This window comes from Pseudomonas sp. PI1, assembly GCF_000812405.1.
Taxonomy (GTDB): Bacteria; Pseudomonadota; Gammaproteobacteria; order Pseudomonadales; family Pseudomonadaceae; genus Pseudomonas; species Pseudomonas citronellolis.
In genome coordinates this window covers 34,610-56,722 of record NZ_JWMC01000035.1, presented here as the reverse complement: position 1 = coordinate 56,722, position 22,113 = coordinate 34,610, and the positions used below count along the sequence as shown (strand labels likewise).

Here is a 22,113-nt window from a genome sequence, read left to right as displayed (position 1 = left end):
GTGTTGATGGAGACCCCATGCTGCGCGGCGGGGCGCGCGCGGAACATCAACCGGATGGTTGATCCAGGAACAGCCGCACCAGTAGCTCGGTGCGGCTGGCCACGCCGGCCTTGCGGAACAGGTGGATGAGGTGCGTCTTCACCGTGGCCAGGCCCAGGCCGAGCTGGCGCGCCAGGTCCTTGTTGCTGGCGCCGTCGCGCAGCAGCAGGGCGATCTCGCGTTCGCGCGGGGTGAGCTGGGCGAGGGCGTCGTGGCTGCGGGACAGGGCCTGGGCGGCCAGCTCCAGCAGCCCCTGCAAGGCCCGCAGGCGGTCGAGTTCGTCGCTGGAGAAGGGCGCTTCGCCAACGCGCCGTAGCAGCGAAAGCCCGGCCAGGGGGCGGCCGCGGTCGGCGGCGATGACTTCCACCACGTCGATCACCCCGTTCCGGCGCAGGAAGCCGTGGTAGCGCTCGCGCTGGTCGCCGGGCTGCTGCGCCATGCCCACCGCCAGCGGCACCACCGGCAGGCCGGTGGCCAGGCAGGCGCCGGGGCGCAGTGGGTCGAGGCGGTGGTAGTGGTCGAGGTAGTCGGCGTGCATCTGCCGGCCCATGCCGAGCAGTTGGAAGTCGCAGGCCTGCAGGTCGGCGTCGATGCGGTAGAAGGCGGCGCGGGTGGCGGGGACCAACTGGTGGAAGCTGTGCAGGCAGCGTTGGCCGATCTGTTCGGGGGTGGGCATGGGCTGGGTCCTGCGTGGGGGTGGGGTGAGGTGCCTGAGGGTAGCTTGTTTTTCCCTCTCCCTAACCCTCTCCCTGAAGGGAGAGGGGACCGTTGGGCAGGGTTGGATGTTCTGGCGTCAGCCGGCAACGCCAAATGCTTCCGGCTGAAACCAGGCCTCCTCTCGGCACGGGCTAGCTCCCTCTCCCTTCAGGGCGGGGCGCGCAGCCGAGGGCTGGGGAGAGGGGCTCTTCAGGCTCCCGAACCAGCCCTCAAACCACCGCGTAGTAATGCTTCACGAACCCCTCCCCCAACACCTCCCAAAGCACCTGCGTGCCCTTGGTCACGAACCAGCTGTCCCCGGTCTTGTACAACTGGCTCTGCCCGGTGGCCTCGTCGGTCAGCCGCACCTCGCCGCTGACCACAATGGCCTGTTCGTTGAAGGGATAGGTCATGCGGAACTTGCCGCCGGTGGTGCCGAAGTAGGCGGCGCTGACCGGGTCGGTGGGGGCGCCGGCGGTCATCTTGCCGAAGGCGCGGACCTCGCCTTCGAGGATTTCCGAGCCGAGGTCGGCCACGGTGCCCCAGGCGTCCAGTTGGTCGAGGGTGATGCCTTGCTTGATGGGGGTGAGTGCCATGTGCTTGCTCCTGTGCAAGTGAAGGAAAGAGGGTTCAGCGGCGCCCGGACCAGTAGCCGGACACCTGGTGCCAGGTCTTGCCGGCGCTGAGCAGCAGCGGGCGGAACTGGTCCTTGCCGTGGACGCGGATGCGCCGCACCGAGCTGATCAGGTCGTAGCGCGCCGAGCCTTCGCTCATGCCCTCGGCCAGCACCTTGCAGATGATGTGGCTGGGGGTGACGCCGAAGCCGGAGTAGCCCTGCACGAAGAAGGCGTTGGGGCGGCCGGGCAGGGCGCCGATCTGCGGGAACAGGTTGGGGCTGCAGGCCATAGGGCCGCCCCAGGCGAGGTCGATCTTCACGTTCTCCAGGTAGGGGAAGATCTTCAGCATCAGCGCCCGGTTCCAGGCCTTGAGGTCGCGCGGGATGTGCTCGATGAAGGGCGTGGCGGCGCCGAACAGCAGGCGGTTCTCGCGGGTCACGCGGTAGTAGTCGATGACCGGGCGGATGTCGCTGTAGGCGCCGCGGATCGGGCTGATGCGCTGGATGAGCTCGTCCGACAGCGGCTCGGTCATCATCTGGAAGGCGTAGGTGTTGATGGTGCTCTTGTGCAGCTCCGGCTCCAGCTTGTTGAGGAAGCTGTCGCAGGCCCAGAGCAGCTTGCCGGCCTTCACCGAGCCCTTGGCGGTGCGCACGGTGATGCGCTCGCCGTAGGTCACGTCCAGCGCCGGGCTGTATTCGAAGATCTTCACCCCGTGGCTGGCCAGGGCCTTGGCCTCGCCGAGCAGCAGGTTGAGCGAGTGCACGTGGCCGCCGCCCATGTGCAGCAGGGCGCTGGAGTAGGCGTCGGAGCCGATGATCTGGCGCACCTCGGAGCCGTCCAGGTAGCGGATCTCATGGGTGGAGTTCAGCGACTTGAACTCCTTCTCCCAGGCCCGCAGGGTCTTCGCCTGGCGGGCGTTGAAGCCCATGTAGCCGTAGCCGTGGCAGAAGTCGGCGTCGATGCCGTACTTCTGGATGCGGCCCTTGATGATGTCGGCGCCCAGGTCGCTGATCTCGAAGATCTGCCGCAGGCCGTCCTCGCCGACGTCCTTCCTGATCTTCTCCAGGTCGTGGCCGATGCCGGCCATGATCTGCCCGCCGTTGCGCCCGGTGCCGCCGAAGCCGAGGTAGCGCGCCTCCAGCACGACGATGTTGGCGATGCCCTTCTCGGCCAGCTCCAGGGCGGTGTTGATGCCGGAGAAGCCGCCGCCGATCACGACGACGTCGGCCTCCAGGTCCGCCTCCAGGGAGGGGAAGGACAGGTCGTATTTCTTGGTCGCGGTGTAGTAGGTGGGGGTCTCGATGTTGATCATGACTGCAGCCTGGAACCGAGGGAAAAGGGCGCGGCCGCTGCCGCGCGGATGGCCCTATTAGGGGCCGCGGCGCCCATTCCTGTCTTGACCCTGGCTGCCCGGCCACTTGTCCGGGACTGACAGCGGCGGCTCAGCCGGCCAGCAGTTGCTCCACGCGCTCGACGGCGGCGCGGGCGCAGAGCATGTCCTGCGCCTCGGAGGCGCCGGAGACGCCGACCGCGCCTATGACCACCTCGCCCAGGCGCAGCGGCTCGCCGCCGCCGAACAGCACCAGCCCGGTCTGCAGCGGCAGGCCCTGGCGCACGGTGGGCGCGCTCTGTTCCAGGTAGGCCTGCCAGTCGCCGGTGGGTTTGTCGAAGGCGGCGGCGGTGCCGGCTTTCTTCAGGGCGATTTCGCGGCACGGCTGCGCGGCGCCATCCATGTGCGCGGTGAGCACCGGCAGGCCGCTGGCGTCGACCAGCGCGATGCTGAGCCGCAGGCCCAGTTCCTCGGCGCGCGCGAGCGCGGCCTGCAGCGCCTGCTGGGCGAGGTTCAGGGTGAGGTGTGCCTGCTGGCGGACGAGTGCGGTCATCGAGGGGACTCCGAGTGGGAAGGTGGCGGGGCGGATCATGACCGAAAGGGGGCGGGGCTTTGCAAGGGCCAGGAAAATCCTTGCCTGGGCGCCGCCCGCCAGCCGCGCCTTCCCGCGCGGGCCTGGCGGGCGGCGGGGGCTTCAGTACACCGAGGGGGCGGACGGGGCCTGGGGCTGGGCGCCGCCCTTGAACTTGCCGGCCAGCTCGCGCAGCGAGCGCATCAGCAGGCTGGTGTCCACGCCCACGGCGACGAACTTCGCGCCCAGCTCCAGGTAGCGCCGCGCCAGCTTCTCGTCGGCGCTGAGGATGCCGGCGGCCTTGCCGGCGCGCTGGATGCGGGCGATGGCGTCTTCGATGGCGGCCTGCACTTCCGGGTGCCCGGGGTTGCCGCGCTGGCCCATGGCCGCGCTGAGGTCGGCCGGGCCGATGAACACGCCGTCGACGCCGTCCACCGCGGCGATGGCGTCGAGGTTGGCCAGGCCTTCGAGGTTTTCCACCTGCACCAGCAGGCACATCTGCGCGTCGGCTTCGTCGAGGTAGCCGGGGATGCTGTTCCAGCGCGAGGCGCGGGCCAGGGCGCTGCCCACGCCGCGCACGCCGAACGGCGGGTAGCGCATGGCGCGCACCAGCTCACGGGCCTGCTCGGCGGAATCCACCATGGGCACCAGCAGCGTCTGCGCGCCTATGTCGAGCAGTTGCTTGATCAGCGCCGTCTCGCCGACCACCGGGCGGATGATCGGCTGCGCCGGGTAGGGCGCCACCGCCTGCAGCTGGCCGAGCAGGCTGCGCAGATCGTTGGGCGCGTGCTCGCCGTCGATCAGCAGCCAGTCGAAGCCGGCGTTGGCCGCCAGCTCGGCGCAGTAGGGATCGGCCAGGCCGAGCCAGAGGCCGATCTGGGCTTCGCCGGATTGCAGGCGTTGTTTGAAGGTATTGAAGGGGGGGGGCATGGGAGGTCCTTGGTGGAAGGCTGAAGCTGGAAGCTAGAAGCTAGAAGCTAGAAGCTAGAAGCTAGAAGCTAGAAGCTAGAAGCCGGAGCCGCTCTGACTTCCAGCTTCCAGCTTCCAACTTCCAGCTCAAACTCATCCAAACCGGCAAGAGATGCTGCCGAGCTGATCGTAATCGACGTGGAAGGTATCGCCGGGCGCCGCCGCCACCGGGCGGGTGAAGGAGCCGCCGAGGATCACCTGGCCGGGTTCCAGGGTGACGTCGTAGGGGGCCAGCTTGTTGGCCAGCCAGGCCACGCCCTTGGCCGGGTGGTTGAGCACCGCGGCGGAAACGCCGGATTCCTCGATCACGCCGTTGCGGTAGAGGATCGCCGGCACGCGGCGCAGGTCGATCTCGGTCGGGCGCACCGCGCGGCCGCCCATGACCACGCCGGCGTTGGCGGCGTTGTCGGAGATGGTGTCGAAGACCTTGCGCGTGACCTTGGTCTGCGGGTCCACCTGCTGGATGCGCGCGTCGATGATCTCCAGCGCCGGGATCACCCACTCGGTGGCCTCCAGCACGTCGAACAGGGTGACGTTCGGGCCCTTCAGCGGCTTGCCGAGGATGAACGCCAGCTCCACTTCCACCCGCGGCACGATGAAGCGCTCGAAGGGGATGTCGCTGCCTTCGTCGAAGAACATGTCGTCGAGCAGGGCGCCGTAGTCCGGCTCGGTGATGTTCGACGAGACCTGCATGGCGCGGGAGGTCAGGCCGATCTTGTGGCCTTTCAGCACGCGGCCATCGGCGATCTTTTTCTGCACCCAGGCGCGCTGGATGGCGTAGGCGTCCTCGATGGCGATGTCCGGGTAGTCGAGGGAGAACTGCCGCACCTGCTGGCGCGAACGCTCGGCGGCGTCGAGGCGGGCGGCGGCTTCCTGGATGAGGCTGGAGTCGAGCATGGCGATATCTCTTTAGCGGGGGTTGACCACGGCGGCCGGGGTGCGCAGGACCAGGGCGGCGCCGAGGGCGATGAGGATGGCCAGCAGGTACAGGGCCAGGCTGGAGCTGTGGGTGGTGTCGCGCATCCAGCCGATGAAGTAGGGCGCGGCGAAGGCGGCGATGCTGCCGAAGGAGCTGATCAGGGCGATGCCGGCGGCCTGGGCGCGGTCGGCGAGGAAGGCCGGCGGCAGTTGCCAGAACATCGGCAGCGCGGCGCTGGCGCCCATGCCGGCGAGCACCAGCCCGGCCAGCACCAGCCAGGCGCTGCTCGGCGCGAGGCCGGTCAGGGCCAGGCCGGCGGCGGCCAGCAGCAGCGGCACGGCGAGGTGCCAGCGGCGTTCGCGGCGGCGGTCGGAGGAGCGCCCCAGGGCGATCATGAACACGCAGCCGGCGAGGTACGGCAGGGCGCTGAGCAGGCCGATGCGGCCGTCGGAGCCGATGCCGGCGCCGTGGATCAGGCTGGGCATCCAGAACGCCAGGGTGTTCACCGCCAGCATCACCGCGAAGTAGATGGCCACCAGCAGCCAGACCTGGCGATCGTGGAAGATGCCGGCGAGGGAGGTGATCTGCTTGCGTCGTTCCTCGCCCTGCATCTCCGCGCGCAGGCCGGCCTTCTGCTCGTCGCTGAGCCAGGCAACGCGTTCGAAGCTCTCCGGCAGGCGGCGCCAGACCAGCAGGCCGAGCAGCACCACCGGCAGGCCCTCGGCGAGGAACATCCACTGCCAGCCGCGCAGCCCGAGGAAGTCGTGGAAGCCCTCGAGGATGCCGCCGGACAGCGGCCCGCCGATCACCCCGGCCATGGGCACGGCGATGGCGAACAGCGCGGTGACGCCGGCGCGGCGGCGCGCCGGGAACCAGCGGTTGATGTACACCAGTATGCCGGGGAAGAAGCCGGCCTCGGCCACCCCCAGCAGCAGGCGCAGGCTGTAGAAGCCGGCCGCGCTCTGCACCAGCAGCATGGCGGTGGACAGCAGGCCCCAGGTGACCATCAGGAAGGCGATCCAGCGGCGCGGGCCGACGCGCTCCAGCATCAGGTTGCTGGGTACGCCGAACAGCGCGTAGGCGACGAAGAACAGCCCGGCGCCCAGGCCGTAGACGGTGTCGCTGAAGTGCAGGTCGGCGCTCATCTGCAGCTTGGCGAAGCCGATGTTGATGCGGTCCAGGTGGGCGAAGACGTAGCAGATCAGCAGCAGCGGCATCAGGCGCCAGACCACGCGGGCGTGGGTGGCGTCGCTGCCTGCTGGCAGGGCGGCGGAGGGCTGTGCGGCGGAGGGCAGGGTGGCGGTGCTCATGGTCTTGTCTTTGTTCTGCGAGTGGCCGGGGGCGCGGCGGGCTTCAGCCCGCCTGGCCGTTGAGGAAGGCGTGGACGTTGTTCTGCTTGTAGTTGAGCTCGGCGTTCAGCTCGCTCATCTCGAAGGACAACGCCAGCAGCCGGCGCGCCTGGAGGTCGGCGAAGTGCGCCTTGATCACCTCGAACAGCGCGTCGGCGACCTGCCTGCGGGTGGCCAGGTCGCGCCCGGCGCCCACCTTCAGGCTCATGTGGACGAAGGCGTAGTCGTGCGCGCCGTCGGCCATGCGCCAGGTGTCCAGGCGCACGGCGCGGCTGCGGATGCCGCCGAGCGGGAACACCCCGCTCGCGCCGAGGCAGGCGTGGACCTTCTCGAAGAGGCCGGGCAGGTCGGCCTCGGCTTCGATGTTGTGCGTGTACTCGGCGATGAAGTGCGGCATGGCGGGCTCCTCAGAGGCGGCTGGCGGACGGGTTGCCGGCGGGGTTGGAGGCCTGGGCGGCGGGGATCGCCGAACCGTCCTGCGGGGTGATCGGGAACAGGGCGTTGATCTGCCCGGTGCCGGAGGAGCCGAAGTAGGGCGTGACCACCTCGGCCTTGCCGTCGTAGTCCGACCAGCCCAGGGCGCCGAGGAGCATGGCGGTGTCGTGCATGAAGCCTTCGCCGTGGCCCTTGGCCGCGTACTCCGGGAGCATGCCGCAGAAGGCCTGCCAGTCGCCGCGCTGCCACATCCGCACCACCTCGTGGTCGAGGGTTTCCAGGAACGGGCTCCAGACCTTGTCGGCGAATTCCGGGGCCTGGCCGTTCTGGGCGAAGCGGTGGGTCAGCGAGCCGCTGGCGAGGAAGGCCACGGTGCCGTCGTAGTGCTCTTCCACTGCCTTGCGCATGGCCCAGCCCAGGCGCGCGCTGTCGTTGAGGTAGTGCACGGTGCACAGCGCCGAGACCGAGACCACCTTGAAATGCCGGTCGGCGTTCATGTAGCGCATCGGCACCAGGGTGCCGTACTCCGGGCCGAGGGTGGTGGCGTCGTGGGCCAGCACGTCCACGCCCATGGCGTTGCAGCCCTCGGCGAGGATGCGGCCCAGCTCGGGGTTGCCGGGGAACTCGTACTCCATGTTGGCGATGAAGTGCGGCAGCTCGTTGCTGGTGTATAGCCCCTGGAAGTGCGGCGCGCAGTTGATGTGGTAGCCGGCGTTGACCAGCCAGTGGGTGTCGAACACCACGATGGTGTCCACCCCCAGCTCACGGCAGCGGCGGCCGATCTCCTCGTGGCCGTCGATCGCCGCCTGGCGGCAACCCTGGCGCGGGCCGGGCAGTTCGGAGAGGTACAGCGAGGGAACGTGGGTGATCTTGGCAGCCAGAGCGAGTTTGCCCATGGTGATTCTCCTGGTGCGGGGCGCCTGCGCTGGGGCGCCCGGATTCTTGTGATTGTGGCTGCACGCCGGCGATGCAGGCGGCCTGGGCGGCCGCTCTCATCGGGCCGCCTTTTTACACGCCCCAGCGGGGGATGTGGTGGCTGCCCATGGAAATGCACACGTTCTTGATCTCGGCGAAGACCTCGAAGCTGTACTCGCCGCCCTCGCGGCCGGTGCCCGAGCCCTTCACCCCGCCGAACGGCTGGCGCAGGTCGCGCACGTTCTGGCTGTTGATGAATACCATGCCGGCCTCGATGCCGCGCGCCAGGCGGTGGGCCTTGCCGATGTCCTGGGTCCAGATGTAGGAGGCCAGGCCGTATTCGGTGTCGTTGGCCAGGCGCAGGGCCTCGGCCTCGTCCTTGAACTTCAGCAGGCAGACCACCGGGCCGAAGATTTCTTCCTGGGCGATGCGCATGCGGTTGTCCACGTCGGCGAACACCGTGGGCTGCACGAACTGCCCGCGGGCCAGGTGCGCCGGCAGGTTGGCCGGGCGTTCCAGACCGCCGGCGACCAGGCGCGCGCCTTCTTCCATGCCGATGCGGATGTAGCCGGTAACCTTGTCGTAGTGCTGCTGGGTGATCATCGAGCCGACCTGGGTCTTCGCATCCTGCGGGTCGCCGACGATCAGACGCTTGGCGCGGGCGGCGAATTCCTCGACGAAGCGCTCGTACACGCTCTCCTGGATGAAGATACGGCTGCCGGCGGTGCAGCGCTCGCCGTTCAGCGAGAAGATGGTGAAGAGCGCGGCGTCCAGGGCGCGGTCGAGGTCGGCGTCGTCGAAGATCAGCACCGGCGACTTGCCGCCCAGCTCCATGGAGTATTTCTTCAGGCCGGCGGTCTGCATGATCTTGCGCCCGGTGGCGGTGCCGCCGGTGAAGGAGATGGCGCGCACGTCGGGGTGGCGCACCAGGGCGTCGCCGGCAGTGGCGCCGTAGCCCTGTACCACGTTGAGCACGCCCGGCGGGATGCCGGCTTCCAGGGCCAGGCGGCCCAGCTCGTTGGCGGTCAAGGGCGACAGTTCGCTCATCTTCAGCACCGCGGTGTTGCCCAGGGCCAGGCAGGGCGCGGTCTTCCAGGTGGCGGTCATGAACGGCACGTTCCACGGCGAGACCAGGCCGCACACCCCCACCGGCTGGTACAGGGTGTAGTTGAGCATCTGGTCGTCCACCGGGTAGCTGTGGCCGTCCATGCGCGTGCAGACCTCGGCGAAGAACTCGAAGTTGTGCGAGGCGCGCGGGATCAGCACGTTGCGCGTCTGGTGGATCGGCAGGCCGGTGTCGAGGGTTTCCAGCTCGGCGAGGTTGGGCACGTTCGCATCGATCAGCTCGCCCAGCTTGCGCATCAGCTTGGCGCGTTCCCTGGCCGGGGTGTTGGCCCATTTCGGGAAGGCTTCCTTGGCCGCGGCCACGGCCATGGCGATTTCTTCGGCGCCGCCGCTGGCGACTTCGGCTATCACTTCGGTGGTGGCCGGGTTGATGGTCTGGAAGACCTCTTTGCTCTCGACCTCGCGGCCGTTGATCCAGTGCTTGATCATGCTTGTATCTCTGTCTCGGTTAGGTGCGGGCGCGGTTCGCGAAGAACTCGGCCTCGCTGACGATGCGGTTGACCAGGCGGCCGACGCCTTCCACTTCCACCACCACTTCATCGCCCGGCACCACGTCGGCCAGGCCTTCCGGCGTGCCGGTGGCGATCATGTCGCCCGGCTCCAGGGTCATGAAGCTGGAGAAGTATTCGATCAGGTAGGGGATGTCGAAGATCATGTCCGCGGTGGTGCCTTCTTGCTTCAGCTCGCCGTTGACCCAGGTGCGCAGCTTCAGCTTCGACGGGTCGGCCACGTCGGCGGCGTCGACTATCCAGGGGCCGACCGGGGTGGTGGCGTCGCGGTTCTTCACCCGCAGGTTGGGGCGGTAGTAGTTCTCCAGGTAGTCGCGGATGGCGTAGTCGTTGCACACGGTGTAGCCGGCCAGGTAGGCGAGGGCGTCCTCGCGCCTGACGTTGCGCGCCGGCTTGCCGATCACCGCCACCAGCTCGCACTCGTAGTGCATGTAGGCGACGTTGTCCGGGCGCCAGGTGACCTGGTTGTGGCCGGTGTAGGTGCCTTTGGACTTGATGAACGCCAGCGGCTCGGTGGGCGCCTTGAAGGCCAGTTCGGCGGCGTGGTCGGCATAGTTCAGGCCGAGGGCGAACATGCTCCCTTCGGCCGGCGGCAGCCACTGCACCTCGTGCTCGCCGAGCAGGCGGCCATCGGCCAGGCGCACGGCGTTGTCGGCTTCCACGGTCACTGCGTGGACTTCGCCCCGGTAGCGGATGCGTGCGTGTTTCATCTCAGGCTTCCTCCGCCACGACGTGATTGACCAGGCGGCCGAGACCTTCGATCTCCACCACCACCTCGTCGCCCGGCTGCACGTCGACGCGGCCCTCGGGGGTGCCGGTGATGAGCACGTCGCCGGCGTGCAGGGTCATGAACTCGCTGATCTCGGCGATCAGCCTGGGAATGCTGCGCACCAGGTTGGCGGTGCTGTTCTGCTGGCGCACTTCGCCGTTGACCAGCAGGCGCAGCGGCAGGGCGTGCGGGTCGGCGATCTCGTCGCGGCCGACCACTTCGCTGCCCAGCGGGCAGAAGCCGTCGCGGCACTTGGCCTTGACCGCCGGGCGGTAGTAGCTGTCTTCCGGCAGGCTGAATTCATTGACGATGACGTAGCCGGCCACGTAGGCCATGGCTTCGTCCTCGCTGACGCGGCTAGCGTCGCGGCCGAGCACCACGCCCAGGGCCGGGCCCGGCTGCAGGCGCTCGACGCCGGCGGGGAAGACCACCGCCTGGCCGTCGCCGTTGCGGGTGTTCGGCGTCTTGATGAACAGCACCGGCTTGACCGGCGGCTTCTGGTAGGGCGGCTGCTGGAATTCCTCCAGCCGGCTGTGCAACAGGCCCTGGTAGTTCAGCGCGACGCCGAACAGGGTGCCCGTTGCGGCTTCGCTGATAGCGCGACGCATGGCTTCGTTCTCCTGCTTCACCCGGGCCGTGGATACCCAGGTATCGTTAACATCTTAGCGTTATAGTTAATATGTTAACTATGGTCAAGCCTCGTCCATCGGGGCCTGGTTTCGCTACGGGCATTGGAGCAGGCGTGCCGGCGTGGGGATTGTCCGGCGCTGCCATGGCCTTGACCGACGCTGCCAGGGCGCCGCGCGGGTCGTCGCAGGGTTTGCCTATGCAGGGGCTATGCTGGTTAAAATCTTTCCTATTTTCAGTCGAGTAGCCCATCTACATGTCCACGCCGCGTCCGTCCCTGACCCTCACCCTGCTGCAGGCCCGCGAGGCCGCCATGGCCTTCTTCCGCCCCTCGCTCAACCAGCACGACCTGACCGAGCAGCAATGGCGCATCGTGCGCATCCTCCGCCAGCAGGGCGAGATGGAGATCTACCAGTTGGCGCAGCAGGCCTGCATCCTCAAGCCGAGCATGACCGGCGTGCTGGCGCGCATGGAGCGCGACGGCCTGGTGCGCCGCTGGAAGTCCGAGCACGACCAGCGCCGCGTGCTGGTGTGCCTGAGCGAGAAGGGCCAGCAGTGCTTCGTGGCCATGAGCGGCGACATGGAGAACAACTACCGGCGTATCCTCGAACAGTTCGGCGAGGACAAGCTGCAGCAATTGCTGGGGCTGCTGGATGAGTTGAAGAAGATCAAGCCCTGATTCCGCGCTCCTGCCGGCATACAGGTAGGTAACGCCATGGCCCGCGCACCCATCCCCAATATCGACATCGGCCAGGTCTACGACCTGCGCTACAGCGATTCCGAGGTGCACTACGAGGAACTGGGCAAGCTGGCCGACTTCTTCGGCCGCAACATGCCGGTGCACCGCCACGACCGCTTCTTCCAGGTGCACTACGTCAAAAGTGGCTCGGTGCGCGTCTACCTCGACGAGCAGCTCTACCACCGCCAGGGCCCGCTGTTCTTCCTCACCCCGCCGACCATCCCCCACGCCTTCGTCACCGAGAACGACGCCGACGGCCACGTGCTGACCGTGCGCCAGCAACTGCTCTGGCCGCTGCTGGCGCCGGAGCAGGGCCTGGCCGCCGGGCCGGACATCGGCCCGGTGTGCGTGGCCTTCGACCAACTGGACGAGACCTTCGCCGGCGAGGTGGCGCGGGTGGACGGCCTGTTCGAGCTGCTGCGCGAGGAGTTCCGCGGCGAACGCCCCGGCCGCGAGCTGGCCCTGGCCGACCTGGTGCGGCTGATCTTCGTCAGCCTGCTGCGCCTGTCGGCCCGTTCGCTCAAGGCGCAGCCCATGCGCCGCGAGGACCTGCGCCTGTTCCAGCGCTTCAACCAGCTGATCGAGCAGCACTACCCCGAGCACTGGCCGCTGACGGCCTACGCCGAGCGCATCGGCGTGACCGAGGCGCGGCTGAACGACATCTGCCGGCGCGTCGCCGGGCTGCCGTCCAAGCGCCTGGTCCACGAACGGCTGATGCAGGAGGCACGGCGCCTGCTGCTGTTCAGCGGCAGCTCGGTGAACGAGATCTGCTACCAGTTGGGGTTCAAGGACCCGGCCTACTTCAGCCGCTTCTTCGCCCGCAATGCCGGGATGGCGCCGGGGGAGTACCGGCAGCGCAGGGCGGGTGACAAGGAAGAAGCCTGGCGGTAGGTGGGTGCTGCTGGCTTTTCGTAGGAGCGAGCTTGCTCGCGAACGGGGTTCGTCGGTGACTATGGGGGCTGGGTTTGAGAGCGCCCTCTCCCTAACCCTCTCCCTGAAGGGAGAGGGGACCGTTGGGCAGAGTTGGATGTCATGGTGTTAGCCGGCAACCTCGGCGATATCAGGCTGAAACCATCACTTATCTCGGCACGGACTGCCCCCTCTCCCTTCAGGGAGAGGGCTGGGGAGAGGGTTACGGACTTCTATCCCGCTCCGTTGCTGAACCTGGCACCGCTGTTCGCGAGCAAGCTCGCTCCTACGAAAAGCATCCCGTTGCCCCGACAGAAACCCGTGGCTTCCGGTCTTTTGGTTAACTTGTTAACTTTATGCTCCGCCCCCACCCGGACCCGCCCATGCCCACCCCTGCCCACCCCCAGCGCCTGATCCTGCCCCTGGCCGCGCTGGTCGCCTTCGCGCCCCTGTCCATCGACACCTACCTCCCCAGCCTGCCGCTGATCGCCAGTGACCTGGCCGCCAGCGCCGCCGAGGTACAGTTGACCATCAGCCTGTTCCTCGCCGGCCTGTGCCTGGGCATGCTGTTCTACGGGCCGCTGTCGGACCGCTTCGGCCGTCGGCGCCTGCTGCTGGGCGGCATCTGTCTTTATCTGCTGGCCACCCTCGGCTGCCTGTTCGCCGGCACGGCCTCGGCGCTGATCGCCTGGCGTTTCTTCCAGGCCCTGGGCGGGGCAGCGGCCTCGGTGCTGGCGCGGGCCATAGTGCGCGACCTGTTCCCCCTGCAGCAGTCGGCGCGGGTGCTTTCGCTGATGCACCTGGTGACCATGCTCGCCACCCTGGTGGCGCCGCTGCTGGGCAGCCTGCTGGCCCAGGCCGCCGGCTGGCGCGCGGTGTTCGCCGTGCTCTTCGCCTTTGCCGCGCTGTGCCTGTTCACGGTGCTGTGGCGGATTCCCGAGAGCCTGCCGGCGGCGCAGCGCGGGCAGTCGGTGGCGCAGGTGTTCCACGCCTACGGGCGCATCCTCCTGCAGCCCAGGGCGCTGGGCTACATGCTGTGCATGGGCCTTTCGTTCGGCGGCATGTTCGCCTTCATCACCGCCTCGCCCTTCGTCTACATCGAGCATTTCGGCGTGTCCTCGCAGGCCTATGCCTGGCTGTTCAGCCTGAACATCGCCGGCATCATCCTGGCCACCAGCCTCAATGCGCGCCTGGTGGGGCGGTTCGGGCCGCAGCGGATGCTCGCCTGCGGCGCTGCCGTGGCTGCGCTGGCGGGGCTGCTGCTGTTGGTCTGCGGCTTCACCGGCTGGGGCGGGTTGCCGGCGCTGGTGCTGGGCGTGCTGCTCTACGTCAGCGTCACCGGCCTGCTCGGCGCCAACTGCGTGGCCAGCCTGCTGGCGCTGTTCCCGCGCGAGGCCGGGGCCGCCGCCGGGCTGGCGGTGACCGGGCAGTTCGCCCTGGGCACGGCGTGCAGCGCGCTGGTCGGCGCGCTTTCCGATGGCGGCCCATGGCCGATGTGCCTGGTGGTCGGCGGCGCCGGCATCGGCTGCCTGCTGGCCTTCCTCCTGGCCCGCCGGCACGCCCCGCAACCCCTGGCGGAAGCGGCCTGAGCTAGGCCGGCTGCTGCTCCCTTCGCGCCGTACGGCGCAGGCCCTGCCAGGCGCAGTAGGCCAGCAGCAGGGCGCCGGCCGCGGCCATCGCCCAGGGCCCGCCGTAGCGCGCCGCCAGCAGCCCGGCGAGCAGGCCGCCGATGGCGTCGAAGCCGAAGCGGGTGGCGGTGTAGATCGACACCACGCGGCCGCGCAGCGCTTCCGGCGCGCTGCTCTGGATGACGATGTTGGTGCCGACGTTGTTCACCGTGACGCCGAAACCCAGCACCGCCATGGCCGCCAGCGACAGCGGCAGATTGCGGCTGAGGGCGAACGCCAGCAGCGCGCCGGCGCTGGCCAGGGCGGAGAGCAGGATGATCCGCGGCAGCCGCGCCGGGTCCTGGTGCTGCGCCAGGAACAGGCTCGACAGCAGCGAACCGAAGCCGGCGGCGCCCCACAGCCAGCCGAGGGTGCGCGCATCGCCGGCGAAGACGTCGCGGGCGAACACCGGCAGCAGCGCCGCGTAGCTGGAGGCGGTGAGGTTGACCAGCAACACGCCGAGCATCAGCCGGCGCACGCTCGGGGTGCGCAGGGCGTAGTCCAGGCCCTCGCGGAACACGCTGCCCATGCTGCCGCTGGCGCGCACCCCCGGCGCCAGGCGCACCCGCAGCAGGCCGGCCACCAGCGCCAGGTAGGACAAGGCGTTGAGGGCGAAGCACAGGCTCTCGCTGGTCAGCCCCAGCAGCAGCCCGGCCAGCGGCGGGCCGACGAAGCGCGAGCAGGTGAACAGCGAGGCGTTCAGCGCCAGGGCGTTGGGCAGGTCAGCACGGTCGTCGACGAAGCGGCTGAGCAGCGACTGCCGCAGCGGCGTGTCGAAGGCGCTGAGCACGCCGAGCAGCGCCGACATGCCGACGATCAGCGCCGGGGTGATCAGCCCGCTGGCGGTCAGCCCGGCCAGGGCCGCGGCCTGCAGGGCCATCAGGCTCTGGCTGGCGAGCAGCAGGCGGCGCTTGTCGTGGCGGTCGATCCAGGCCCCGGCCAGGGGGCCGATGAACAGCTGCGGCAGCAGCGCCACGCAACTGGTGATGCCCAGCAGCGCCGCCGAGCCGGTCAGCCGGTAGACCAGCCAGGCCAGCGCCACCTGCTGGACCCAGGTGCCGAGGGTGGAGACCGCATGGCCGGCGAAGTACAGGCGGAAGTTGCGGTGGCGCAGCGCGCGCAGGCTGTTCGGCCAGGAACGGGAAGCGGACATCGGCGGCTCGCTCGGGCGGAGGGCGGATGAGGGAAGGGCGTCATGATAACGGAAAAATTCCGTCAGAACGTTCAGATGTTAACGAAATCCGCGCGGCGCCTGGCCCGGCGCCGGTTTCGCCGCTTCCAGGGGCCGGGAAATCCCATGAAAAGTGCAATCGAGTCCGCGGAAGTTGCATTCAAGGCCCCGCCGGGCGGCTCCCATAATCGGCCCTGCCACTCTCGCCACGAGAGCCCTGCCGCCCGTCGCCAAGCACTTCGCGACGGCGGCGCGCCTCCAATAACAATCAAGGGCCGCCAAGATGAAAAAGCCAAACCCCCTGCTCGAAGACCTGAAATCCGTCCTGCCCGCCATTGCCGCCAACGCCGCCAAGGCCGAACAGGCGCGCACCGCGCCCGCCGAGAACATCGCCCTGCTCAAGGGCATCGGCATGCACCGCGCCTTCCAGCCCAAATGCTACGGCGGCATGGAAATCTCCCTGCCCGAGTTCGCCGACTGCGTGGTCGCCCTGGCCGGCGCCTGCGCCAGCACCGCCTGGGCCTTCAGCCTGCTGTGCACCCACAGCCACCAGCTGGCGATGTTCTCCAAGCAACTGCAGGACGAGGTCTGGGGCGAGAACCCCGATGCCACCGCCAGCAGCAGCATCGCGCCGTTCGGGCGCATCCAGGAGGTCGAGGGCGGCATCCTGTTCAACGGCGAGATGGGCTGGAGCAGCGGCAGCGACCACGCCGAATGGGCCATCCTCGGCTGCCGCCGGCAGAACGCCGAGGGCGAGCAGGTGTACTGCTTCGCCGTGCTGCCGCGCAGCGACTACGAGATCCGCGACGACTGGTACGCCGCCGGCATGAAGGGCAGCGGCACCAAGACCCTGGTGGTGAAGGACGCTTTCGTGCCCAACCACCGCATCCAGGCGGCCAAGGACATGATGGAAGGCCGCTCCGCCGGCTTCGGCCTGTACCCCTACAGCAAGATCTTCTACACCCCGTACCGCCCGTACTTCGCCAGCGGCTTCGCCTCCATCGGCCTGGGCATCGCCGAGCGCATGCTGGAAGCCTTCAAGGAGAAGACGCGCAACCGCGTGCGCGCCTACACCGGCGCCAGCGTCGGCACCGCCACCCCGGCGCTGATGCGCCTGGCCGAGTCCACCCACCAGGTGGCCGCCGCCCGCGCCTTCCTCGAGAAGACCTGGCAGGACCACGCCGAGCACGGCGAGCGCCACGAATACCCCAGCCGCGAGACCCTGGCCTTCTGGCGCACCAACCAGGCCTACGCGGTGAAGATGTGCATCCAGGCCGTGGACCGCCTGTTCGAGGCCGCCGGCGGCACCGCCTGGTTCGAGAGCAACGAGATGCAGCGGCTGTTCCGCGACTCGCACATGACCGGCGCCCACGCCTACACCGACTACGACGTCTGCGCGCAGATCCTCGGCCGCGAGCTGATGGGCCTGGAGCCGGACCCGAGCATGGTCTGAGCCACCACGCCCAGCCTGCTCTTCGTAGGAGCGAGCTTGCTCGCGAACCGACCCCGCTGCGGAATCCGTTCGCGAGCAAGAACCAGGCGTCCCCCTCGCTCCTGCAAGGTATCGCAACGACTTTCTTCAATCCCGCCGGCCCCGCGCCGGCGCGGAGGAACCGCCATGAACCAGAACGATGAAGCGGGCCTGGACCCGCGTGCCTTCCGCCGTGCCCTGGGCAACTTCGCCACCGGCGTCACCGTGATGACCGCGGCCGCCGACGGCGAGCGCGTCGGCATGACCGCCAACAGCTTCAACTCGGTATCCCTCGACCCGCCGCTGGTGCTCTGGAGCATCGACAAGCGCGCCACCAGCCTGGCGGTGTTCGACAAGGCCAGCCACTACGCGGTGAACGTGCTGGCCGCCGACCAGATCGACCTGTCCAACCAGTTCGCCCGGCCCAGCGCCGACAAGTTCGCCGGCGTGGCCTGCGAGCAGGGCGCCGGCGGCGCGCCGCTGCTGCCGGACTGCGCGGCGCGCTTCCAGTGCGAGCTGCAGCAGAAGCTCGACGGCGGCGACCACTGGATCCTCATCGGCCGCGTGCTGGCCTTCGACGACCTGGGCCGCGCGCCGCTGCTCTACCACCAGGGCGTGTACTCCAGCGTGCTGCCGCACCCGCGCCTGCGCGAGGCCCAGGCCGGGGTGCCGCGCACCGCCTTCCAGGGCCGCCTGAACCACAACCTCTACTACCTGATGACCCAGGCGCTGCGCTGCTACCAGGCCGACTACCAGCCGCGGCAGCTGGCCAGCGGCCTGCGCACCAGCGAGGCGCGCATGCTGATGGTGATGGAGAAGGACGCCGCCCTGGACACCACGGCGCTGCAGCAATTGGTGGCGATGCCGCTGCGGGAGATCGAGGAGGCCCGCGCCAACCTCGAACGCAAGGGCCTGCTGCAGGTGGGCGAGGGCGGCTGCGCGCTGACCGCCGCTGGCATCGACCAGGCCGAGACGCTGTGGAGCATCGCCGAGGAACAGCAGGCCAAGGTCTTCTCGCGCTTCAGCAGCGAGCAGGTAGAGACCTTCAAGACGGTGCTGCGGGGCCTGGCCCAGCCGCTGTAGAAGCTGTCAGAAGCGCTCGCCGGGCAGCAGGTAGCGCCACTGCCCCGGTTCCATCTTGCCCATGGACACGCCGCCCAGGCGCAGGCGGCGGATGCCCACGACCTTCAGGCCGACCTGGCGGCACATGTCGGCGATCTGCCCGGGGCGGAAGCCCTTGCCGGCGAAGCGCAGGCGCGTCTCGTTCTGCCAGCTGACCTTCAGCGCCGGCAGCGGCCGGCCCTGGTACAGCAGGCCGTGGCGCAGGCGCGCCAGGCCGGCGTCGTCGAGGCTGCCGGCGACTTCCACCAGGTACTCGTGCTCGATGGTCGCCGCGTCGTCCTGCAGGCGGTGCAGCACGCCGTAGTTCTGGGTGAATACCAGCAGCCCGCTGGCCTGGTCGTCCAGCGGCGTGGTGCTCTGCTGGCGGGCGAAGTGCTTGCTCAGCGGGCGTTGCCCGGCGCTGTCGGCTTCCCAGCGATTGGCCGCCACCAGCAGGCCCAGGGCCTGCTCGGCGGAGTGGCCGGCCGGCTTGTACAGCAGCAGGGTGGCCGGCGGGATCGGCGCCGGGATGGCCCCGGGCAGCAGCTCGACGCGCTGCTCGGCGACGCGGAAATGCGGCTCGTCGACGGGTTGGCCATCCACCGTGACCCAGCCTCCCTCGATGTACAGCTCGGCCTCGCGGCGGGAGCAGGGCAGCAGTTCGGCGAGGCGCTTGGACAGGCGGGTGGTTTCGGTCATGGCAGGGAGTCGGCGGCGGGAAAGACCGCCATTGTACTCCCCGGCCGGGCGTTCAGGGCGAGACGTCCTCGGCTTCCGGCGGCCGGGCGCCCTCGCGCACCCAGGTCATGAACAGCTGGAAGCCCAGGGCCAGCACCACCGGGCCGATGAACAGGCCGATGATGCCGCCGGTGAGCATCCCGCCCAGGGCGCCGAGGAGGATCACCGGCATCGGCACGGCGACGCCGCGGCCGAGCATCAGCGGCTTGAGCACGTTGTCGGAAAGCCCGGCCAGCACCGTCCAGACGGTGAACACCACTGCGCTGACGGTGCCGTAGTCGCCGCTCCAGAACACGTAGACGATGGCCGGCAGCGAGATCACCGCCACCGGCAACTGGACGATGCCCAGCAGCAGCACGCCGAGGGACAGCAGGCCGGCGGCGGGGATGCCCATGACGATGAAGCCCAGGCCCAGCAGCAGGGTCTGGATGAAGGCCACGCCGACCACGCCCTGGGCCACCGCGCGGATGGTCGCGGTGCTCAGCCGCGCCAGTTCCGGGCCGCGCTCGGGGCCGGAGATGCGCACCGCGATGTCCTCGGCGGTGCGCGCGCCCAGCGGGCCGTAGGCCATGATCACGCAGGCCACCAGGAAGGCGCCGAGGAACTGCAGCAGCTCCATGCCCACGCCGGCGGCCTTGGCCAGCACCGTGCGGGCCACGCCCTGCAGGTGCGGCGCGGCCTGCTGGGCGGCGCCGAGGAAGTCCTCGGCCAGCCGCTGCCAGGCGTTGTAGATGTAGGGCCCCACCAGCGGCCAGCCCGCCACCGCCTCGGGCGGCGCCGGGATGCGCAGCCCGCCGGCCTGGAAGCGGTGCGCAAGGTCGGCCACCGAGTCGGCGATGGAGAAGCCGATCAGCACCACCGGCACCAGCAGCAGGGCCAGGCCCACCAGCGCCAGCAGCGTCGCCGCCAGGGCCGGCCGCTGGCCCAGGGCGCGCTGCAACATGCCCTGCAGCGGGTAGAGGGTGACGGCGAGGATCAGCGCCCAGAGCATCAGGTCGAGAAAGGGGTGGAAAATGCGGAAGCAGAACACCGCCAGGAACAGGATGAGCCCGGCGCGTATCAACACGTCCAGCAGGTTGCGCGACAGCACCCGGTCCGCCGATGGCAGCATGGCATCTCTCCTTGGAAAGCCTCGTGGGGTTCCTCAGAGCATTGGCCGTGCGCGGCGGAATGCAAGTCGGGCGGGGGAAATCGCCGGATGTCGAGCGAAAGTAGGAGTAGCGGGGGAGGGTGCGCAGGGCTCTTGCTCGCGAACGCCCGGGCCGGAAACGGCGGGGTCCGCGAGCAAGCTCGCGCCTACGGGAGGAGCGGGGGGATTACTTCTTGCCGAGGCTGATGTGGCGGCTGGCGGCGCCGTTGGGCTGGCCGGTCACGCCCTTGGCGACTTGCTGAATCTCGCCGCCGGACTTGAGGAAGGCGGCCACCTGGGCTTCCAGGGCCTCGCGGCTGGTCACGGCCGCAGCGGGTTTCGGGGCGGACTTCTGGCGGGAGATGGTTTTGCTGGACATGCTTGCCATTACCTGTTCATTCGCGAAATGGCCGCCCATTGTACAGGAAATGACCGTCCTTCGGGGTGAAAATCGACCGAAGGGCCATTGCAGCGCCATCGCCGGGCCCGCGGTGGGGTGTTAACCTCGGTCGATTCCCGGTCGCTGCGAGCCCTCCATGCCTCTGCTGTCGTCCCGCCAGCGCAATGCCCTGCGCCTGGCCCGGGCCTTCCTCGGCCCCTACCGCTGGCGCGCCCTTGGCGCCCTGCTGGCGCTGCTGTTCACCGCGGCCATCACCCTGTCCCTGGGGCAGGGCATCCGCCTGCTGGTGGACCAGGGCTTCGTCACCCAGTCCGAGCACCTGCTCAACCGCTCCATCGGCATCTTCTTCCTGCTGGTGCTGGGCCTGGCGCTGGGCACCTTCGTGCGCTTCTACCTGGTGTCGTGGATCGGCGAGCGCTTCGTCGCCGACATCCGCCAGCGCGTCTTCGACCACCTGATCGAGCTGCACCCGGGCTTCTACGAGAGCAACCGCGCGCTGGAAATCCAGTCGCGGCTGACCGCCGACACCACGCTGCTGCAGACGGTGATCGGCTCCTCGCTGTCCATGGCCCTGCGCAACGCCCTGACCCTGGCCGGCGGGGTGATCCTGATGTTCGTCACCAACGCCAAGCTGACCAGCATAGTGGTGGCCTCGCTGCCGCTGGTGATCGCGCCCATCCTCCTGTTCGGCCGCCGCGTGCGCGAGCTGTCGCGGCAGAGCCAGGACCGCGTGGCCGACGTCGGCAGCTACGTCGGCGAGACCCTCGGGCAGATCAAGACGGTGCAGGCCTACAACCACCAGGCCCAGGACCGCGCGCGCTTCGGCCGCACGGTGGAAGCCGCCTTCGGCACCGCGCGCAAGCGCATCCTGCAGCGGTCCTGGCTGGTCAGCGTGGTCATCCTGCTGGTGCTGGGCGCGGTGGGGGTGATGCTGTGGGTCGGCGGCATGGACGTGATCGCCGGGCGCATCAGCCCCGGCGAGCTGGCGGCCTTCGTGTTCTACAGCCTGATCGTCGGCATGGCCTTCGGCACCCTCAGCGAGGTGCTGGGCGAGCTGCAACGCGCCGCCGGGGCGGCCGAGCGCATCGCCGAGCTGCTGCGCGCGCGCAACCAGATAGTCGCGCCGCAGGAAGGGCTGCTGCGCTTGCCCGAACGGGTGGAGGGGCGTATCGAGCTGCGCGGTCTGCGCTTCGCCTACCCGTCGCGCCCGGAGCACTGGGCCATCGACGGTATCGACCTGGACGTGCGCCCCGGCGAGACCCTGGCGCTGGTCGGCCCTTCCGGCGCCGGCAAGTCCACCCTGTTCGACCTGCTGCTGCGCTTCTTCGACCCGCAGCAGGGCGAGATCCGCATCGACGGCACGCCCATCACCCGCCTCGACCCGGCCGACCTGCGCCGCTGCTTCGCCCTGGTGTCGCAGAACCCGGCGCTGTTCTACGGCACGGTGGACGACAACCTGCGCTACGGCCGCCCCGACGCCAGCGACGAAGCGCTGCGCGCCGCGGCCCGCGCGGCCCATGCCGACGACTTCATCCAGCGCCTGCCCGAGGGCTACCGCACCCACCTGGGCGAGGGTGGCGTGGGGCTGTCCGGCGGCCAGCGCCAGCGCCTGGCGATCGCCCGCGCGCTGCTGGTGGACGCGCCCATCCTGCTGCTCGACGAAGCCACCAGCGCGCTGGACGCCGAGAGCGAACACCTGATCCAGCAGGCCCTGCCGCAGCTGATGAGCGGGCGCACCACCCTGGTCATCGCCCACCGCCTGGCCACGGTGCTGAACGCCGACCGCATCGCCGTGATCGACCAGGGCCGCCTGCTGGCCCTGGGCACCCACGCCGAGCTGGTGGCCGGCAACCCACTGTACGCACGCCTGGCGGAATTGCAGTTCGGCCAGGCGCAGAGCGTGTAGAATGCGCGCCTT

General features: G+C 69.3%; 22 protein-coding genes. 6 read left to right on the top strand and 16 right to left on the bottom strand.

The genetic code is table 11. The features are described 5' to 3' along the window. Positions 1 to 46: 46 nt before the first annotated feature. The 12 genes from RN02_RS12355 to RN02_RS12300 all read right to left on the bottom strand — a co-directional run bounded on the left by RN02_RS12355 (position 47) and on the right by RN02_RS12300 (position 10,851). A complete protein-coding gene (locus tag RN02_RS12355) occupies positions 47 to 715 on the bottom strand; it encodes a helix-turn-helix transcriptional regulator (protein ID WP_043314769.1) in 669 nt (222 codons plus the stop codon). 250 nt (positions 716 to 965) lie between these two features. After that, entirely contained in the window at positions 966 to 1,331 is a 366-nt protein-coding gene (locus RN02_RS12350; RefSeq protein ID WP_043314768.1) for a cupin domain-containing protein, read from the bottom strand. A 34-nt stretch (positions 1,332 to 1,365) separates the two neighbouring features. Next, complete coding sequence (locus RN02_RS12345) at positions 1,366 to 2,664, bottom strand: NAD(P)/FAD-dependent oxidoreductase (protein WP_009621664.1); 1,299 nt, start codon at positions 2,662 to 2,664, stop codon at positions 1,366 to 1,368. A gap of 130 nt (positions 2,665 to 2,794) precedes the next feature. After that, on the bottom strand, positions 2,795 to 3,235 hold the full coding sequence (locus RN02_RS12340) for a GlcG/HbpS family heme-binding protein (protein ID WP_043314767.1): 441 nt from the start codon (positions 3,233 to 3,235) through the stop codon (positions 2,795 to 2,797). A gap of 141 nt (positions 3,236 to 3,376) precedes the next feature. Next, positions 3,377 to 4,183 carry a 4-hydroxy-2-oxoheptanedioate aldolase gene (hpaI, locus tag RN02_RS12335; RefSeq protein ID WP_043314766.1) on the bottom strand — a complete coding sequence of 269 codons (807 nt, stop codon included), beginning with the start codon at positions 4,181 to 4,183 and terminating at the stop codon, positions 3,377 to 3,379. A gap of 132 nt (positions 4,184 to 4,315) precedes the next feature. Next, a complete protein-coding gene (hpaH, locus tag RN02_RS12330) occupies positions 4,316 to 5,119 on the bottom strand; it encodes a 2-oxo-hept-4-ene-1,7-dioate hydratase (protein ID WP_043314765.1) in 804 nt (267 codons plus the stop codon). Between the two features lie 12 nt (positions 5,120 to 5,131). After that, positions 5,132 to 6,451, bottom strand: coding sequence for an MFS transporter (locus RN02_RS12325; protein WP_043314764.1), 1,320 nt, complete (start codon positions 6,449 to 6,451; stop codon positions 5,132 to 5,134). A 43-nt stretch (positions 6,452 to 6,494) separates the two neighbouring features. Continuing rightward, a complete protein-coding gene (locus tag RN02_RS12320; protein WP_043270789.1) occupies positions 6,495 to 6,887 on the bottom strand; it encodes a 5-carboxymethyl-2-hydroxymuconate Delta-isomerase in 393 nt (130 codons plus the stop codon). 10 nt (positions 6,888 to 6,897) lie between these two features. After that, the gene (gene hpaD, locus RN02_RS12315) at positions 6,898 to 7,821 is read right to left on the bottom strand and encodes a 3,4-dihydroxyphenylacetate 2,3-dioxygenase (protein WP_043314763.1); all 924 of its coding nucleotides are present in this window, start codon (positions 7,819 to 7,821) and stop codon (positions 6,898 to 6,900) included. A gap of 112 nt (positions 7,822 to 7,933) precedes the next feature. Continuing rightward, the gene (hpaE, locus tag RN02_RS12310) at positions 7,934 to 9,394 is read right to left on the bottom strand and encodes a 5-carboxymethyl-2-hydroxymuconate semialdehyde dehydrogenase (RefSeq protein ID WP_009621678.1); all 1,461 of its coding nucleotides are present in this window, start codon (positions 9,392 to 9,394) and stop codon (positions 7,934 to 7,936) included. Positions 9,395 to 9,413: 19 nt separating this feature from the next. Further along, positions 9,414 to 10,184, bottom strand: coding sequence for a fumarylacetoacetate hydrolase family protein (locus tag RN02_RS12305; protein ID WP_043314762.1), 771 nt, complete (start codon positions 10,182 to 10,184; stop codon positions 9,414 to 9,416). Between the two features lies 1 nt (position 10,185). Continuing rightward, positions 10,186 to 10,851, bottom strand: coding sequence for a fumarylacetoacetate hydrolase family protein (locus tag RN02_RS12300; protein WP_043314761.1), 666 nt, complete (start codon positions 10,849 to 10,851; stop codon positions 10,186 to 10,188). Between the two features lie 275 nt (positions 10,852 to 11,126). Here RN02_RS12300 and hpaR point away from each other — a divergent pair, with 275 nt between their 5' ends. From hpaR to RN02_RS12285, 3 genes are all read left to right on the top strand, one after another. Beyond that, positions 11,127 to 11,549, top strand: coding sequence for a homoprotocatechuate degradation operon regulator HpaR (gene hpaR, locus RN02_RS12295; RefSeq protein ID WP_043270783.1), 423 nt, complete (start codon positions 11,127 to 11,129; stop codon positions 11,547 to 11,549). A gap of 36 nt (positions 11,550 to 11,585) precedes the next feature. Continuing rightward, the gene (gene hpaA, locus RN02_RS12290) at positions 11,586 to 12,500 is read left to right on the top strand and encodes a 4-hydroxyphenylacetate catabolism regulatory protein HpaA (RefSeq protein ID WP_009621686.1); all 915 of its coding nucleotides are present in this window, start codon (positions 11,586 to 11,588) and stop codon (positions 12,498 to 12,500) included. A gap of 401 nt (positions 12,501 to 12,901) precedes the next feature. Next, positions 12,902 to 14,107: a Bcr/CflA family multidrug efflux MFS transporter gene (locus RN02_RS12285; RefSeq protein WP_043314760.1), complete on the top strand. Its 1,206-nt coding sequence runs from the start codon at positions 12,902 to 12,904 to the stop codon at positions 14,105 to 14,107. Position 14,108: 1 nt separating this feature from the next. Here RN02_RS12285 and RN02_RS12280 read toward each other — a convergent pair whose 3' ends face one another. Beyond that, the gene (locus tag RN02_RS12280) at positions 14,109 to 15,338 is read right to left on the bottom strand and encodes an MFS transporter (RefSeq protein WP_043314759.1); all 1,230 of its coding nucleotides are present in this window, start codon (positions 15,336 to 15,338) and stop codon (positions 14,109 to 14,111) included. Between the two features lie 301 nt (positions 15,339 to 15,639). Here RN02_RS12280 and RN02_RS12275 point away from each other — a divergent pair, with 301 nt between their 5' ends. Together RN02_RS12275 and RN02_RS12270 are read left to right on the top strand one after the other, a co-directional pair. Next, positions 15,640 to 16,809: a p-hydroxyphenylacetate 3-hydroxylase oxygenase component gene (locus RN02_RS12275; protein ID WP_009621689.1), complete on the top strand. Its 1,170-nt coding sequence runs from the start codon at positions 15,640 to 15,642 to the stop codon at positions 16,807 to 16,809. Between the two features lie 165 nt (positions 16,810 to 16,974). Next, positions 16,975 to 17,910: a p-hydroxyphenylacetate 3-hydroxylase reductase component gene (locus RN02_RS12270; RefSeq protein ID WP_043314758.1), complete on the top strand. Its 936-nt coding sequence runs from the start codon at positions 16,975 to 16,977 to the stop codon at positions 17,908 to 17,910. 6 nt (positions 17,911 to 17,916) lie between these two features. Here the strand turns inward: RN02_RS12270 and RN02_RS12265 are convergent, their stop codons facing one another. The 3 genes from RN02_RS12265 to RN02_RS12255 form a co-directional block, all read right to left on the bottom strand. Continuing rightward, positions 17,917 to 18,627, bottom strand: coding sequence for an rRNA pseudouridine synthase (locus RN02_RS12265; protein ID WP_043314756.1), 711 nt, complete (start codon positions 18,625 to 18,627; stop codon positions 17,917 to 17,919). Positions 18,628 to 18,679: 52 nt separating this feature from the next. Next, a complete protein-coding gene (locus tag RN02_RS12260) occupies positions 18,680 to 19,777 on the bottom strand; it encodes an AI-2E family transporter (RefSeq protein WP_009621695.1) in 1,098 nt (365 codons plus the stop codon). Between the two features lie 205 nt (positions 19,778 to 19,982). Continuing rightward, entirely contained in the window at positions 19,983 to 20,174 is a 192-nt protein-coding gene (locus tag RN02_RS12255) for a hypothetical protein (RefSeq protein ID WP_009621696.1), read from the bottom strand. A 157-nt stretch (positions 20,175 to 20,331) separates the two neighbouring features. On the opposite strand from RN02_RS12255, the gene RN02_RS12250 reads away from it, so the two are divergent. Further along, entirely contained in the window at positions 20,332 to 22,101 is a 1,770-nt protein-coding gene (locus RN02_RS12250; protein ID WP_043314755.1) for an ABC transporter transmembrane domain-containing protein, read from the top strand. Positions 22,102 to 22,113 lie beyond the last annotated feature (12 nt).

What these genes read in the sequence shown, in the direction of transcription:
- RN02_RS12325 (WP_043314764.1), bottom strand. Translation starts at nt 6,451, where the DNA reads ATGAGCACCGCCACCCTGCCCTCCGCCGCACAGCCCTCCGCCGCCCTG.
- RN02_RS12250 (WP_043314755.1), top strand. Translation starts at nt 20,332, where the DNA reads ATGCCTCTGCTGTCGTCCCGCCAGCGCAATGCCCTGCGCCTGGCCCGG.
- RN02_RS12280 (WP_043314759.1), bottom strand. Translation starts at nt 15,338, where the DNA reads ATGTCCGCTTCCCGTTCCTGGCCGAACAGCCTGCGCGCGCTGCGCCAC.
- RN02_RS12260 (WP_009621695.1), bottom strand. Translation starts at nt 19,777, where the DNA reads ATGCTGCCATCGGCGGACCGGGTGCTGTCGCGCAACCTGCTGGACGTG.
- RN02_RS12275 (WP_009621689.1), top strand. Translation starts at nt 15,640, where the DNA reads ATGAAAAAGCCAAACCCCCTGCTCGAAGACCTGAAATCCGTCCTGCCC.
- hpaA (WP_009621686.1), top strand. Translation starts at nt 11,586, where the DNA reads ATGGCCCGCGCACCCATCCCCAATATCGACATCGGCCAGGTCTACGAC.
- hpaD (WP_043314763.1), bottom strand. Translation starts at nt 7,821, where the DNA reads ATGGGCAAACTCGCTCTGGCTGCCAAGATCACCCACGTTCCCTCGCTG.
- hpaR (WP_043270783.1), top strand. Translation starts at nt 11,127, where the DNA reads ATGTCCACGCCGCGTCCGTCCCTGACCCTCACCCTGCTGCAGGCCCGC.
- RN02_RS12285 (WP_043314760.1), top strand. Translation starts at nt 12,902, where the DNA reads ATGCCCACCCCTGCCCACCCCCAGCGCCTGATCCTGCCCCTGGCCGCG.
- hpaI (WP_043314766.1), bottom strand. Translation starts at nt 4,183, where the DNA reads ATGCCCCCCCCCTTCAATACCTTCAAACAACGCCTGCAATCCGGCGAA.
- RN02_RS12340 (WP_043314767.1), bottom strand. Translation starts at nt 3,235, where the DNA reads ATGACCGCACTCGTCCGCCAGCAGGCACACCTCACCCTGAACCTCGCC.
- hpaH (WP_043314765.1), bottom strand. Translation starts at nt 5,119, where the DNA reads ATGCTCGACTCCAGCCTCATCCAGGAAGCCGCCGCCCGCCTCGACGCC.
- RN02_RS12305 (WP_043314762.1), bottom strand. Translation starts at nt 10,184, where the DNA reads ATGAAACACGCACGCATCCGCTACCGGGGCGAAGTCCACGCAGTGACC.
- RN02_RS12320 (WP_043270789.1), bottom strand. Translation starts at nt 6,887, where the DNA reads ATGCCGCACTTCATCGCCGAGTACACGCACAACATCGAAGCCGAGGCC.
- RN02_RS12345 (WP_009621664.1), bottom strand. Translation starts at nt 2,664, where the DNA reads ATGATCAACATCGAGACCCCCACCTACTACACCGCGACCAAGAAATAC.
- RN02_RS12270 (WP_043314758.1), top strand. Translation starts at nt 16,975, where the DNA reads ATGAACCAGAACGATGAAGCGGGCCTGGACCCGCGTGCCTTCCGCCGT.
- RN02_RS12300 (WP_043314761.1), bottom strand. Translation starts at nt 10,851, where the DNA reads ATGCGTCGCGCTATCAGCGAAGCCGCAACGGGCACCCTGTTCGGCGTC.
- RN02_RS12265 (WP_043314756.1), bottom strand. Translation starts at nt 18,627, where the DNA reads ATGACCGAAACCACCCGCCTGTCCAAGCGCCTCGCCGAACTGCTGCCC.
- RN02_RS12255 (WP_009621696.1), bottom strand. Translation starts at nt 20,174, where the DNA reads ATGTCCAGCAAAACCATCTCCCGCCAGAAGTCCGCCCCGAAACCCGCT.
- RN02_RS12355 (WP_043314769.1), bottom strand. Translation starts at nt 715, where the DNA reads ATGCCCACCCCCGAACAGATCGGCCAACGCTGCCTGCACAGCTTCCAC.
- hpaE (WP_009621678.1), bottom strand. Translation starts at nt 9,394, where the DNA reads ATGATCAAGCACTGGATCAACGGCCGCGAGGTCGAGAGCAAAGAGGTC.
- RN02_RS12350 (WP_043314768.1), bottom strand. Translation starts at nt 1,331, where the DNA reads ATGGCACTCACCCCCATCAAGCAAGGCATCACCCTCGACCAACTGGAC.